Source organism: Spirosoma sp. KCTC 42546 (genome assembly GCF_006965485.1).
In the GTDB taxonomy this organism is placed as follows: Bacteria; Bacteroidota; Bacteroidia; order Cytophagales; family Spirosomataceae; genus Spirosoma.
Genome location: NZ_CP041360.1, coordinates 938629 through 953173 on the forward strand (window position 1 = coordinate 938629; position 14545 = coordinate 953173).

Annotated in this window: 14 protein-coding genes and 1 tRNA gene; 6 read left to right on the top strand and 9 right to left on the bottom strand. The window is 48.5% G+C overall.

Going from position 1 to position 14545, the window contains the following annotated elements; genetic code table 11:
* The first annotated feature begins 24 nt into the window (after positions 1-24).
* Together EXU85_RS03935 and EXU85_RS03940 are read left to right on the top strand one after the other, a co-directional pair.
* Positions 25-1020: a hypothetical protein gene (locus EXU85_RS03935; RefSeq protein WP_142770821.1), complete on the top strand. Its 996-nt coding sequence runs from the start codon at positions 25-27 to the stop codon at positions 1018-1020.
* Positions 1021-1101: 81 nt separating this feature from the next.
* On the top strand, positions 1102-1776 hold the full coding sequence (locus tag EXU85_RS03940; protein ID WP_142770822.1) for a class I SAM-dependent methyltransferase: 675 nt from the start codon (positions 1102-1104) through the stop codon (positions 1774-1776).
* A gap of 18 nt (positions 1777-1794) precedes the next feature.
* On the opposite strand, the gene EXU85_RS03945 is transcribed toward EXU85_RS03940, so the two are convergent.
* Complete coding sequence (locus tag EXU85_RS03945; protein WP_142770823.1) at positions 1795-2010, bottom strand: hypothetical protein; 216 nt, start codon at positions 2008-2010, stop codon at positions 1795-1797.
* A 6-nt stretch (positions 2011-2016) separates the two neighbouring features.
* A complete protein-coding gene (locus EXU85_RS03950; RefSeq protein ID WP_142770824.1) occupies positions 2017-2196 on the bottom strand; it encodes a hypothetical protein in 180 nt (59 codons plus the stop codon).
* An 847-nt stretch (positions 2197-3043) separates the two neighbouring features.
* Between EXU85_RS03950 and EXU85_RS03955 the strand changes: the two genes are divergently transcribed.
* Positions 3044-3952: a sugar phosphate isomerase/epimerase gene (locus EXU85_RS03955; protein WP_142770825.1), complete on the top strand. Its 909-nt coding sequence runs from the start codon at positions 3044-3046 to the stop codon at positions 3950-3952.
* 65 nt (positions 3953-4017) lie between these two features.
* Here the strand turns inward: EXU85_RS03955 and EXU85_RS03960 are convergent, their stop codons facing one another.
* Together EXU85_RS03960 and EXU85_RS03965 are read right to left on the bottom strand one after the other, a co-directional pair.
* Entirely contained in the window at positions 4018-6060 is a 2043-nt protein-coding gene (locus tag EXU85_RS03960; RefSeq protein WP_142770826.1) for a heavy metal translocating P-type ATPase, read from the bottom strand.
* A gap of 4 nt (positions 6061-6064) precedes the next feature.
* Positions 6065-6826, bottom strand: coding sequence for a hypothetical protein (locus tag EXU85_RS03965; protein ID WP_246859421.1), 762 nt, complete (start codon positions 6824-6826; stop codon positions 6065-6067).
* 175 nt (positions 6827-7001) lie between these two features.
* Between EXU85_RS03965 and EXU85_RS03970 the strand changes: the two genes are divergently transcribed.
* Both EXU85_RS03970 and EXU85_RS03975 read left to right on the top strand, forming a co-directional pair.
* Positions 7002-8078, top strand: coding sequence for an alpha/beta fold hydrolase (locus EXU85_RS03970; RefSeq protein ID WP_210422438.1), 1077 nt, complete (start codon positions 7002-7004; stop codon positions 8076-8078).
* Between the two features lie 3 nt (positions 8079-8081).
* Positions 8082-9665, top strand: a complete 1584-nt coding sequence (locus EXU85_RS03975) for a Na+/H+ antiporter (protein ID WP_142770827.1) — start codon at positions 8082-8084, stop codon at positions 9663-9665.
* Positions 9666-9837: 172 nt separating this feature from the next.
* Here EXU85_RS03975 and EXU85_RS35255 read toward each other — a convergent pair whose 3' ends face one another.
* The 5 genes from EXU85_RS35255 to EXU85_RS03995 all read right to left on the bottom strand — a co-directional run bounded on the left by EXU85_RS35255 (position 9838) and on the right by EXU85_RS03995 (position 13008).
* The gene (locus tag EXU85_RS35255; protein WP_168207711.1) at positions 9838-9987 is read right to left on the bottom strand and encodes a hypothetical protein; all 150 of its coding nucleotides are present in this window, start codon (positions 9985-9987) and stop codon (positions 9838-9840) included.
* A 127-nt stretch (positions 9988-10114) separates the two neighbouring features.
* A complete protein-coding gene (locus tag EXU85_RS03980; RefSeq protein ID WP_142770828.1) occupies positions 10115-10555 on the bottom strand; it encodes a DUF1810 domain-containing protein in 441 nt (146 codons plus the stop codon).
* A 101-nt stretch (positions 10556-10656) separates the two neighbouring features.
* A complete protein-coding gene (locus EXU85_RS03985; RefSeq protein ID WP_142770829.1) occupies positions 10657-11649 on the bottom strand; it encodes an aldo/keto reductase in 993 nt (330 codons plus the stop codon).
* Between the two features lie 63 nt (positions 11650-11712).
* Positions 11713-12570 carry an AraC family transcriptional regulator gene (locus EXU85_RS03990; RefSeq protein WP_142770830.1) on the bottom strand — a complete coding sequence of 286 codons (858 nt, stop codon included), beginning with the start codon at positions 12568-12570 and terminating at the stop codon, positions 11713-11715.
* Between the two features lie 364 nt (positions 12571-12934).
* Positions 12935-13008 (bottom strand) — tRNA-Ile (locus tag EXU85_RS03995).
* 145 nt (positions 13009-13153) lie between these two features.
* On the opposite strand from EXU85_RS03995, the gene EXU85_RS04000 reads away from it, so the two are divergent.
* The gene (locus EXU85_RS04000; protein WP_142770831.1) at positions 13154-14410 is read left to right on the top strand and encodes an HD domain-containing protein; all 1257 of its coding nucleotides are present in this window, start codon (positions 13154-13156) and stop codon (positions 14408-14410) included.
* The last annotated feature ends 135 nt before the right edge of the window (positions 14411-14545 follow it).

Sequence of the window (14545 nt, forward strand, 5' to 3'; positions counted from 1 at the left end):
GACTTGATACGCCTAAACCTTACTATGAAACTCAGCTCACAACTAGTAATCATTTTTCTGCTCGTCAGTTCATGGGTGGGCGCACAATCACAAAGCGATCGGTATAAATTGCCCGGAAAAGGCTTGAAACAGCACGATTTTTTATATGCTGGTGAGTGGGACATTCGCAAACCGACTGCACAATCTATGTTCCTTATACGGGGTGGGAAAGTGGTTTGGCAGTACTCTGTACCCATGCGTACGGCCACCGGAGCTGTTCAGGAATTCGACGATGCAACGCTGCTGTCCAATGGGAATATTGTTTATGCCTGCATGTCGGGAGCCGGGGTTATAACGCCTGAGAAAAACATTATCTGGCAATATGTATGCGCACCAGGTACTGAAACCCATTCTTGCCAGCCAATTGGCAAGGATAGTGTTCTGATGGTATTGAATGGTACGGTTGGTAAGGTGATGATTTTTAATACAGCTACCAATAAGTTGCTGAAAGAGTTGGTTATTCCAACGAAAGGTACCGGTTCACATTATCAATTTCGCCATGTGCGTATGACACCCGGCAAAAAGACTATCATGGTAGGTCTTCTGACCGAAAAGAAGGTGGTTGAGCTTGATTGGGATGGCAAAGAGGTCTGGTCGGTTAATGCTTCTTCAGCCTGGTCTGCTATTCGGCTTCATAACGGAAATACCCTGATTTCTGGCGATGGCGAGGGGTACACTCGCGAAGTGAATCCAAAGGGAGAAACTGTGTGGGAATTTACCAGGGCCGATGCCCCTTTTAAAGTGGGCAATACACAAACCGCTAATCGCCTGGCCAACGGAAATACGGTGATATGTAGCTGGATTGCAGGCAATAACAATACCGCAGAATGGGCCGGCACAGTTCAGGTTTTTGAAGTTACACCTGCTAAACAGATTGTCTGGGCGCTGTCGTCCTGGGAAAATCCGGATTTAGGTCCTGCTACGTCCATTCAATTACTGGACGAGCCCGGAAACCCGGACACAGGCGAGCAGCAACGATAATAACCGCGGCTTGGGATGACGCGCTTTAACGCCCTAAATTAGGGGCAATTTACTTATTCGTCGGCTACTCTTTTACCCTTCATGCACCGTATTCTTGTCGCAAGCCTTCACCGGGCTACCCATGTTATCAATCTATTAATGAACTACCTGCGTTCTGTTCGGGAAAAGCAATTTGAACGAAAACTAAAGCGTACGGTTGGGTTTAGCTTTACATCGGATTGGGCTAGCCACAATTATGTCAATTGGGAAAAGTGGTTTACTGGTTATGGGCATCAGCCAAATCTTCGGGTACTGGAAATCGGTAGCTTTGAAGGTCGTTCAACAGTTTGGTTTCTGGAAAATGTGTTGACGCACCCCAGTGCACAACTTGTTTGTGTTGACCCTATGCCCTGGCCAGTTAACCCGCCCCGCCCCCGGTTCATGCATAATATTCAGTTAACGGGCAAAGCCCAACAGGTGACCCTTATTCAGGAGCGCTCTGAAATTGCCCTCACCAAATTACCGCCTGCCAGTTTCGACATTATTTACATTGACGGGGCTCACGATGCTATCAACGTACTTGCTGATGGTATGTACAGTTGGGAATTACTCAAGGTTGGGGGGCTTATGCTGTTTGATGATTATCTGTGGGAACCGGATAAGCCTGAATACCATCGTTGCCAGCGGGCAATCGATTTACTGCTCAAACAGTTTGGCACCCGAAAAACACTGTTGCACCTGGATTACCAGGCTTTACTTCGAAAAGACGCCGATTAATGAGGCCTCAAGCCAAACTCATACCAATTCAACCCCGGCACCATTGAACTCGAACAGCGAATCGAGAATATTAACCGCAGGAACGCTAGGTGTATGGTGCTGAAGGGCTACGACAACGGCTCTGGCGTGGGCGTTCCCATTGCAACTTACGCATCGGCGGCCACCATGTATGAAGTCGGATTCAATCATTTTTTTTGACAGAAAACGCCGGAATACGGGGGATTTAGTTGCCATACAGCCTCATGCATCGCCGTATGCGCGGGCGTTTCTGGACGGCCGACGATCCGAAGAGAATCCACTGAATTTTCGCCGAGAGTTGCGGCCCGGAGGAGGCTTGCCATCGTATCCGTATCCTCGTTGTAGGCCGTGGTTCTGGCAGATTCCCTGTACATCAATGGCACTCACCGGCATGAGTGCCATTTACCAGGCTCGGTTCAGTAAATGCCTGATAAACCCGAGGAGACAAGTCCCGAAATTCAGTGCCTAAAACAACGTCGGGCAACGTTAGGCGGAAGCCTTCCGGCGCGTGAAGAAAACTGTTCGGCAATCATAACGCCTGAGCGGCATTCTTTGAAGAGTTTAAGTTGGGAACAGATGGACGAGCCGTGTCGACCACGATGGTATTAGTGAAAATTACTACCAAACTCCTCAAAGAACCGCTGGTTGGCAAATACATTCGGTCAATAAGCGGGTGTTGTTCAACGAGGTTAAAACGTTTGCCAATGCAAAAATCCAGCAGCTCACTAACGGAAAGCCTAGGCAACTGCGCCCCCGCTACCAGATTTTGGGAAATTTGGCCCGATTCGTCGGCAGGAAATGACGGGTACTGCCATTCGGCCAGTCGAAATATGGTGGTTTCAGCCAGTACCTTCCTCTTGTTACTGTAGTAAGCTTAGAAAGCCTTTAGACGCATAATAGGCTCATAGCTGGGATTAAATCAGTTGGGGATCGGGTAAACAAACCAGCGATCAGTCATTGCGCTTGCCCGCTGTTTATTGCCCATATCCTGATCAAGTACACTGATGGCACAACCCGCAGTGTGTATGGAGGTAAAGGTTACAAGGCTACCAAAGAACAACCCGGCTGAATGAATGCGGGTTTTAATGACGGCCGCTGGCAAACACCTTTAGTTGTGAAAGGCAGAGGATTTATCCCTATTCCCTCAAAGTAGCTTGACTTGCTAGGTTATTTGACTTTTCTGGCGATTATTGTCTGGAAAAGCGTCAGGAGAACCTATTCTTTTACTCAATCATACCAACCAGTGTATATGCAAGCGGATAAGCGTATTAAACGGAGAGACTTTTTAACCTATACAACTGGCATATTGGCAGGATTGCCTACCTTTAATATACTAGGCCAACCGAGCAGTTCTGATGTGCCTGCCGCTGGCTTTACCTTGCCGCTGGGCGTTTGTACCTCCTACGATAAAGCGGGTTTGTTGAAAAGGCTGGGGTATTCGTTTGTCGAGGAAAGCGTAGGCCGTTTTTTGATTCCTGATGAAGGAGGGGATGCCCAGTTTGAGAAGAACCGGTTGGCCCTTGCCGAAGAAACGTTTCCAGTGCGGTCATACATCTATTTTTTTCCGGGCAAGCTTAAGTCTGTAGGGCCAGACCTGCACCATGAGGCTATTTTGGCGCGGGCTGAGGTAGCGTTGAAACGGGCAAAAGAGTGCGGATCGAAAAATATCGTATTTGGCAGTGGGGGCTCTCGTGCTATTCCCGATGGGTTTGACCGGGCTACTGCCAAAGCGCAGCACATTGCCCTATGCCAGAAGATGGCCCCCCTTGCTGAAAAATATGGTGTCACCCTGGCAGTAGAGCCGCTTAACCGGAGCGAAACGAATTTTATCAATAGCCTGGCAGAGGGAGTAGAGATCATTCAGGCGGTTAATAACCCCTGGTTTAAACTTCAGTGCGACATTTACCATATGCTCAAAGACAACGAGAGCCCGGATGAGATTGTCAAGTATGGCCAGTACATAACCCACTGCCACATTGCCGAAAAACAAAAGCGGACAGCGCCCGGTGTAATGGGCGATGATTTCAGGCCCTATTTCCGCGCATTAAAAAAAATAAAGTATACCGGAGGCTTGTCGTTGGAGTGCGTCTGGACCGATTTTGACAGTGAAATTACACGAGGCATAGACGTCGTTAAAAAACAACTTAACGACGTTTGAGATGTCTTATATTCAGAACATTTTTTTCGGTGTAACCCTACGGAAAACGACTCAGCGGCCATTGACTAAAACTTCAGATTCTGGACCCGTACCGCATTTAGAATCGCCAGCATCGCTACACCCACATCGGCAAAAACGGCCTCCCACATCGTGGCCAGTCCGCCCGCTCCCAGTACCAGCACAATGCCTTTGACCACTAAGGATAAGGTAATGTTTTGCCAGACAATCCGGCGGGTAGCCCGGCCAATTGCTACGGACATGGCAATTTTGGCCGGTTCGTCATTCTGAATAATGACATCAGCCGTCTCAATGGTCGCGTCGGAACCGAGCCCTCCCATTGCTATTCCCACATCGGCCAGCGCTACTACGGGGGCATCGTTGACCCCATCGCCAACGAAGGCCAGTTTTGATTTCGGATTAACTGACAAATCCGCTTTGAGACGCTCGACCTGCGTCACTTTATCTTCGGGCAGTAAATCACCGTGCCATTCGTCCACACCGACTTGTTTAGCCACGGCTTCGACCACCGCCGACTTATCACCCGAGAGCATAACGGTATAGATACCATCTGCTTTTAGTCGTTTTACCGCTTCAGCCGCATCGGGCTTTACCTCATCGGCAATGGTGAAGTAACCCGAAAACTGGCCGTCCAGAGCCGCCATGACGATCGTGTAGGGTATCTGAGTCAACGCGTCATCAAACGAAACACTGAATTTCTGGAGCAGTTTGGCATTCCCTGCCAGCATCTCTTTCCCATCAACCCGACCTTTCAGGCCATGACCGGGAATTTCCTCTACGCCTTCGACTGAAATCGATTCATACCCTTTTTCCCCATCATGGACACGGCCGTTGTTGGCACGGGCATACGCCAGGAGTGCGGTGGCCACCGGATGGGTCGATTTACTTTCCAGGGCGGCAGTCAGCTGTGCTAGTTTATTGGCATCGATACCAACAGGTTTCACTTCCTGAACCGCAAAGACCCCTTTCGTTAACGTCCCGGTTTTATCCATCACAACGGTTTTGAGCTGGGTCACCAGATCCAAAAACACCGAGCCTTTAAACAAAATACCCTGCTTTGACCCCGCGCCTATGCCGCCAAAATACCCAAGCGGAATAGAGATGACCAGAGCACATGGGCAACCGATCACTAAGAAGACCAGCCCCCGATAAAGCCAGTCCCGAAACTGATAGTCAGCCACGAAAAAATAGGGCACCAGGGTAATTAGCAAAGCCAATCCGCAGATGGCAGGCGTATAGATCTTCGCAAATCGGGCAATGAATTCCTGCGTCTGCGCCTTACGACCCGTTGCCTGTTGTACGAGTTTAAGAATGCGGGACAGCTTGGAATCCTGGTAAGGCGTTGTTACATCCATTTCGACCAGCGATTGCCGGTTGATCATCCCCGCCAGCACCGATTCGCCTTTTGCAATTGTCCGGGGCACACTTTCGCCCGTCAGGGCTGCGGTGTCGAACGTGCCGCTTTCCGAACGCATTGTACCATCCAGACCCACTTTTTCGCCCGGCTTCACCTGCACCACAGCACCAACAGCAACGGTAGCGGCCTTCACCGTCTGGGGCTTTCCGTTTTGCATGACCGTAACTTCATCAGGACGAACATCGAGCAAGGCTTTGATGGACCGACGCGCCCGAAGGACGGCCGCATCCTGAAACAATTCACCGATGGTATAAAATAGCATCACCGCTACGCCCTCGGGATACTCCCGAATGCCAAAGGCCCCCAGTGTAGCCACGCCCATCAAAAAGAATTCCGTGAACACATTGCCACTCACGATCCCTTTCCAGGCCCGTTTCAACACCGGCCAGCCGACTGGAAGGTAAGCGGCTATATACCCGATAAGGCGGACGGGGTCTTTGAACCAATCTGCGTATTTGTCCAGCACGATACCCATCAGTAGCCCCACCAGACTGATGATGACGGGGGCATAGGTGCGTAACGTTTGTACGGGACCTGTTTTTCCTGGAGCAACGTCTGCAGCTGGAGTCGTCCCTTCTTCTAGTAGATCGACGTCGTCTTCGTGGTCATGGTCATGCCCGTCGTGCCGGTGCCGCTCCGGCGTACCGGCCGGACCGTTATGTTCATCTGCCATGTGTCTAGAGTTCAATAAAAAAAGTGAGAATGCCGAGACCAATCAAAATGCTCCCGGTAATGCGTTTTTCATAATGGTCGAGCCAGTGCCAATTTACACGGGCTAATCCCTGGTAGGAGAGGGCTGTCAACGCTACCATACAGGTAATTGTAACAAACGTGTACACGACAGCCAGCGTGGAGATGGCCCGCCAGCCAAGTGTACCGGCTGAGAAGAAGAATGTTTCAATTTCCAGGCAGGGCGAGAAGAGCATGGCCACCGATAAACTGGTGATAATGGTCGTTTTTGACCGTCCCTTTAATCCCTTTGGCACATGCTCATGTGGCGCATTGGCGTCGTGCATGGCAAAGTAGATCAGCCCCATAAAGATCAATAACAGGGAGGCAATCAGGCGGGTCTGTTCTTCCAATCGTTCAGATACTTTAACCCCAATCGCTCCGATCAGCACGCCTAAGACCACGGTGCTAAGCGTATGGAAAAAGCCACTCAGGGCCACCACCCCCAGCGTTTCCCGTTCAGACCAGCTTTCAGCGCGGCCAATCAGCACTACCGGCAGCCAGTGGTTAGGAATAGCCGCATGAACCGATCCGAGTAAAACGCTGCCGATTATTAAGTTCCAAAGCATCTGTTCGGGTTTATAGGCGCTCCTGCCTGCCTTATCAGACGGAAACAAATTGCCTCCAGTACTCGCCGAGAGGCTATCAAAGATACGATCCGATTCCGGGAGCTGTGCAACCATATGAATGTTAACCCAAATGCTACGCATAAGTTACGGACTACTCTTCTTCTGTAAACAGATTGAGGAAATAAGCCTTTGGTATGGTACTTTCTAAAACTGTCCACTAGTTGGGAAACGCCCTATCTTGCTTTTGAGCTTGTTTTACACCCGGTTAGCGTATAATTTTAGTCACCTTCATGTTAAAAATCACTTCACTAGACAAATGAAACTACTTATGGTGTTCTGGATTGCTATCCTGATCAATCTATCGGGATATGCCCAGGCAAAATTTCCTGCCGGTACCGAATCCGATTACGCAATCAAAAACTTCAAATTTGAAACCGGCGACGTTCTTCCCCAGCTCACTATTCATTACACAACCCTGGGGCAGCCGGTAAAAGACGCAACTGGAACGGTGACCAATGCCCTCTTAATTATGCATGGCACAACCGGCAATGGCCGTGGGTTTCTGAACGGTTTGTTTGCCGGGAATTTATTTGGCCCCGGCCAACTGCTGGATGCTACCAAATACTATATCATACTGCCCGATGCGGTAGGGCATGGTAAGTCGAGCAAGCCAAGCAATGGATTACACATGAAGTTCCCGCAATACACCTATGATGATATGGTTGCTGCCAATTATCAATTGCTCACCGAGCATTTAGGCGTCAATCATCTTCGCCTGATTTTAGGTACCTCGATGGGAGCCATGCAGGCCTGGGTGTGGGGCTATACGTACCCTGATTTTATGGATGCTCTGATGCCGCTGGCGAGCCTTCCCGTAGAAATTGCGGGCCGAAATCGGATGATCCGCAAAATGGCCATCGATCTGATCAAACTGGACCCGGACTGGAAACAGGGGGAGTATATGGCACAGCCGAAGGTAGGCTTAACGGGTGCCATATCGTCCCTGATTGTTATGACGAGCAGTCCGCTTCAAATGCAAAAAGGGTCACCTACCAAATCAAAGGCCGATTCTTCACTGGCGGTTCTGGAACAACGGTATTTTACTACCCTGGATGCGAATGATTTCATTTATCAGTTTGATGCCTCCCGAGATTATAACCCCGCTCCTTATCTGTCAAAAATAAAAGCGCCCGTATTTGCCATTAACTCCGCCGATGACCAGGTCAATCCGCCTGAACTCCAGCTCATGGAAAAGCACATCGGAAGCGTGAAACGGGGTCGCTACATTCTGCTTCCTATATCGGACAAAACAACCGGACATGGCACCCATTCCAACCCGACCATCTGGGGCGGTTATCTTCAGGAATTATTGGCGCTGACGGCTAACGAATAAGACATGCACACCCTTTTGCCTTTTCTGCTCGCCATGATAGCCGCCATCGTGCTGCTGAATATGTGGGCCAACAAACTAAAAATTGCGTATCCGATTCTGCTGGTTGTGGCTGGGTTGCTCGTTAGTTTTATTCCGGGACTGCCACAGGTACGAATCAATCCCGATCTTATCTTTTTTATTTTCCTGCCCCCACTCTTGTTTGAGGCTTCCTGGACGATCTCCTTCAAGGAGATGAAAAAATGGTGGCGTATCATTGGTAGTTTTGCCTTTCTGGTCGTGTTTTTTACCGCCTTGTCGGTCGCGGTAGTGGCTACCCAGTTCATTCCAGGCTTTACCATTGCGCTAGGTTTTTTATTGGGAGGAATCATCTCCCCGCCCGATGCGGTAAGTACAGGAGCCATCACCAAATTTGTCAAAATCCCCAAAGCTACGTCGGCTATTCTGGAAGGAGAAAGCCTGCTCAACGATGCATCCTCGCTAATCATTTTCCGGTTCGCCCTGATCGCTGTGGGTACCGGTCAGTTCATCTGGCAGCAGGCGGCTCTGAGTTTTGTCTGGATGGTGCTGGGGGGGGCGGGTATTGGCTTGCTGCTGGCCTGGATTTTTGTTCAGGCGCATAAACGCCTGCCTCTTGAGGCCCAATCAGCGATAGCCCTGACGCTCATTGAGCCCTATTTTATGTATTGGGTAGCCGAGCAGCTTCATTGCTCGGGCGTGCTGGCGGTAGTGAGTGGTGGCTTGTTTATGTCGACCAGGCGGCTGGTTTTTCTAAACAGTGCCAGCCGTATTCAGAGCTTTAGTGTTTGGGAAAGTTTTGTGTTCATCTTAAATGGTATTGTCTTTCTGATCATTGGTCTGGAGCTTCCCGAAATTGTGGAAGGGCTGCGCGCTAAAGGTATTCCGCTGGGAACCGCCATTGGCTATGGGGTATTGGCAACAGGGGTGTTAATTGCTGCCCGAATCATCAGTTCGTATGCGGCCTTACTGGCTACGTTTATCTTTCGCCCTGGCGTAATTCCTCGTGCCCGATCCAATAGACGGCGTTGGCTGATGCCCCTGCTGCTGGGTTGGACAGGTATGCGGGGTGTGGTGTCGCTGGCTGCGGCTTTAGCGATACCGATTACCTTAGAGAATGGTGTAGATTTTCCACAGAGGAACCTCATTCTGTTTATTACGTTTGTTGTGATCCTGCTTACTCTGCTGGTACAGGGACTTACGCTCCCTTATTTAATAGCAAGGTCGAAGTTGTTTGAGGGCATAATCGAAGAGGAGTCCGAAGAATTGACCAGGCAAAAAATGAAGCAGGGCTTGAAACAACACGTCTACCAGTTTCTGAAAAACAACTATGAAAGCGAGCTGACGGGCTACGCTGGCATGGAGAAATTCATCAAGCAATGGGAAGAGCGGGCCAAAGCCACCGACGATAGCTGGATGACCGAAAAGACAAAACTAATTTTTGTGGAAGTGCTGGAAAGCCAACGCCAATACCTAACCGAGCTCAATAAAGATCCGAAGATTGACGAAGATATTATCCGTCAACAGTTATATCAAATCGATCTGGAAGAAGAACGGTTGAAGATTATTTAATTCTCACAAAAAAATGGTGATTGCACAATTCAGCATTTTTTTGTGAGAATTTGACATCACGACAGACATCCCGTATCGGAGCGAAAAGCCAATCAAACACGTTAGGACCGTAAACGTACGCTATCAGCTAAATAAAGGTGGTTAAAAGATAGTCTTCGTTCGTGTCCAACGCTTACTCGCTTTCCTCCTGACTAGCCCGTTCCACCGTTTCTACAAACTCCTCCGTAGAAACGGTATGTATGTACGGATCGTCGACGTCTTCCTCCGAATCAGGTATATTCTCTGGATTAGCTAAACTCATGGAGCCGGAGTTAAAAGTCATAAGACAAGGGTGAAGGACTTGAACCGCTAGGCCTTACCAAATCAACTCGATTTACGGAAGTCCTATACTTTTCCAGTTATAGAACGAATATACGAGTCTGTAAATAGAAATGGTTTTTTGTTGTTAACTAACTGGTTGAGGAGCTGTTTTTGACAATTGCCAGGGTTCGTTGATCCGGTATGCCGTTAAAATACTTACCTAAGACCGCTTGAAAAACAGGATCTGTCTGATCCAGGAGGCTAAAAAGGGTCATACTGGAGTGTAATTTCAAATCGTCTGGATTGCCCAGAATTTGATTGGCCGATTTTCCCTCAATCTGAAGCATTGCGTTGGCTATTTCAACCAAACGGTTTCCTAGTATTGGATGCTCTAAGTAGTCGCGGGCTTCCTGAATGTCGTTAATGGCGTAGAATCGGGCGGTTTCACTAACGCCTAATCCGGCAATCTGGGGGAAAATATACCACATCCAGTGGGTCTGCTTTCGCCCGTTCCTGATTTCGGCTAAGGCTCTGGAATAGTTGGTATCCTGAGCGTCTAAAAAGCGCTTTAGGGAATGATCTGTTTTCATTGACGTTTGAGTCGGGAAACAAAGTAGCCTTCGTCCGAACATCCTCTTAACTGGCGAACGTGGCTAGTTGTTAGCTATCCCCTTCACTAATGAAGGGACATTCACTGGTTTAAGGTAGTTAAGAACCTTTCTGGATAGCGTGTCCCTGACACGACTCCGGCGGGCAGGATTGCTTCAATGGTTTGTAAGTCTTCCCCGGTGAGTTGCACGTTTTCGGATGCCATGTTTTCTTCTAGGTGATTGATGCGTTTGGAGCCGGGGATGGTAATTAGATCGTCGCCCTGGGCCAGCACCCACGCAATTGCTAACTGGGCTGGCGTACACCCTTTTTCGGCGGCCAGCGTTCTGACCTTTTCGACCAGCTCAAGATTTTTGTAAAAGTTCTCACCCTGGTAGCGTGGCATGTGTATACGGCTGTCTTTGAGATCGTCGGGCGTTCTGATTTCTCCGCTTAGAAAACCCCGGCTTAGCGGGGCATAGGCCACCAGACCGATACCCAATTCGCGAATGGTGGGAAGGACTTCCGCTTCGATATCGCGAGTCCAGAGTGAGTACTCTATCTGTAGTGCAGTGATAGGATGCACACCAGCCGCCTTGCGGATAGAAGCTGCGGATGCTTCAGAGAGACCAATGTAACGAATCACACCTTTTTCTACCAGATCATCCAGGGCACCAACCGTGTCTTCAATAGGCACATTGGCATCTACCCGTGCAGGGGTATATAGATCAATGTAATCCGTTTTAAGGCGTTGGAGACTGTAAAAAACAGCGTTGCGAAGGTAATCAGGACGGCCAGTTACCGAACCTGGACCCATGGATTTGTTAGGCCCGGCAGTAACCAACTGACCGGTTTTTACCGAGAGGAAGGCTTGATTACGTTTGCCTTTGATAGCCTGAGCAATTAGCTCTTCATTGTGGCCTGTACGGTAGTAATCGGCAGTATCTAAAAAGTTGTGTCCGAGTTCAAGAGCTCGTTCAATAGTGGCGATGGATTCTGTATCGTCGGATTGTCCGTAGGCACCCGACATGCCCATACAGCCTAAACCAATTGCCGATACCAGGGGCCCATTTGTTCCTAGTTTTCTGTTCATCATTTGTGTATTCAGTAGGAGAGCAAAGGTCTGGGGAACCGCAGAAAAGGAGCCGGATAAATCGTATTAGTTCCCGGACAAATCCTGAATGAAGGTGGCAATTGTTTGGCCAGTTACTTTTTTAAACAAACGTGAGAAGTAGTCAGGATCGTTGAAACCCAGGTCGTAGGCTAGCTCCTTGATAGAGCTTTCAGCATAGTAGAGACGACGTTTTGCTTCCAGTATGAGCCGGTTGGTGATGAATTCTTTAGGAGAAAGGCCGGAGTAGTGTTTAACTATGGAGTATAAACTGTTGGTGTTGAGGGCGAGTTTTTTTGCAATTTCATGGACGGTGGTATGATCGGTGAGGTTGTTTTCTACAAACAGTTTGAAACGAATGTACTGGGAAAGTTTGTCGTCTGCTGGACTTTTGGCCGTGGAAAAATAAGCGGTATTGATTTCGGTCAACAGGCTATTGAGGTGGGCCAGAATAAGCTCAGGATCGGTATCCACCGCGCTTAATAAGTCGAGCAGTATGTCAAAGATAGAGTTGAGCCGGGCAGCAGCCGATGACGTGAATTGTATTTTTTGATTGTTGAATGGATTAATGAGGAAGGGATACTGTTTGGGCAATAGAGCAAGACAATTTTCATCAAAACCCAGCTTGAAATAATCGGTGCCTTTATTGGTTACCGGGAGTCGGTGGATTTGGTGAGGCAGGATGAATAAGAGCTCGTTGTTATTTATATCGAATTGCTGGAGATCAACGCCATGCTGAGTGCGGCCTTCCCGCATAAAAAGGAAAAAGTAGTATGGTTTTCGTTGGGTAAGGCCGTATTGATCCGCGATTTCGGGAGGAAGATGGCCGAATGTAGGCGAGATAAGCCGGATAGAGAGCTTGTGGTTTTGTTTATAGAGATTAAAAAACGATTCGCTGGCTTGCATAGGGTAAAACTAGCGAAAATAGTAGCTGAGGATCGAGGAGCGATGAAGTCCGAATAACTCTTTTATGGCTTTAAAGGCCTTGAGCTGGCTTTGTGCGGTACACACTAAGGCAATTATGGGCCAAGCCAAGTTGTGTGCCGATATTGGGATATTTATCCAGAATGATGATAAAACGTGCAGGAGCAGGATTGTCGGGTTATTCGAACCTTCCAGTTTTTAGGTTGTTCTACTACTCGTTTGACACTTTTCCTGGTCGATTACTAGTTGTAGGGTTGGACTAAGAAGTGGCAGCTAACTCTCAAAATGTAGTACTATTAATTGAAAAAGCCGCTTACCATTTCTGCTAAGCGGCTGATTATCAATGTGGGCCAGGTAGGGCTCGAACCTACGACTTACTGATTATGAGTCAGGCACTCTAACCAACTGAGTTACAAGCCCGTTGCTGATTGATTGCTCAGATTCAGCGATGCAAATTTACGGATTTTTTTGACAGAATGGCAGAATTGACCGGATTTTTGGTCTATTATCTCATCAATTCATACCCATAATCCGGCTGTAATCCTATCTGAACTATCTTTGCTTGATGGCAACGCCGAACAAGAAGAAGATCCTGAATGACCCTGTTTATGGGTTTATTACCATACCAACTGAGTTGCTCTTCGATTTAGTCGAGCATCCCTACTTTCAGCGACTCCGTCGGATTAAGCAACTGGGTTTGTCGGAATACGTTTATCCAGGGGCGCTGCATACACGCTTTCACCATGCGCTGGGTGCTATGCACCTGATGGGGCAGGCAATGAGTACCCTCCAAAGCAAAGGTCATGCAATTACCAGCGAGGAATGCGAAGCGGCACAGATTGCTATTCTGTTGCATGACGTTGGGCATGGGCCATTTTCGCATGTATTGGAATGCTGTTTACTGGATAACGTGCCACACGAACAGATATCGCTGATGCTCATGCATGACCTTAATCGGCAATTTGGAGGAGCATTGTCGCTGGCTATCCAAATGTTTGAGGGAACGTACAAAAGGCCGTTTTTCCATCAGCTCATTTCGAGCCAGTTAGATATGGATCGGATGGATTACCTCAACCGCGACGGGTACTATACGGGGGTAGCTGAAGGGGCCATTGGAGCCGAGCGTATTATTAAAATGCTGGATTTGGTCGACGATCAGTTAGTTGTGGAGGCTAAAGGCATTCTGAGTGTCGAAAATTTCCTGAACGCCAGACGACTGATGTACTGGCAGGTTTATTTGCACAAGACCTCAATTTGCTGCGAGTCGATGCTGATTCAGATTTTGCGACGGGCACGCTTTCTAAGCCGTCAGGCGAGTGGCGAGCCAGTCTTTGCTTCCGATGCGTTCCGGATGTTTCTATGCGAGAGTATATCACTAACTGATTTTCAGACAAACCATATTTATCTTGATGCCTTCACCAAATTAGATGATTTCGACATTTGGACCTGTATTAAGGAGGGCGCTTCGCACTCGGACCCGGTGTTGTCCATGCTTTGCCAGATGTTACTTGATCGGAAGTTATTTAAAATCATGCTGTCGACGGAGCCGTTCGCGGGTGAGTTGTTAACCCAGCTCGAAAGTCAATTGCGACAGACAGGAATGCCCGATGACTGGCTTTCGTATTTTCTGGTGGAAGGCCAGGCAACAAATGCGGCTTACCTCCCCTCAGGCGATCGTATTGCTATTAAATTAAAATCAGGGAAAGTGATTGACATTGCCGATGCATCGGATCTGTCAAATATCCAGGTACTCACCAATATTGTTCGTCGATATTACGTTTGCTGGGCAAGGAATTTGGTTTTTAGTAAAGGAGTAAAGTAGGTGGAGTGAGTGAAGTAAGTGAAATGGGTGGAGTATATTAAGGGAGTAGCGTACATATTCTGGGGTTGACTCACTCAACCAACTCCACTTATTTCTCCAACTCCATTCACTCTACCTACTTCACTTGCAGAACAA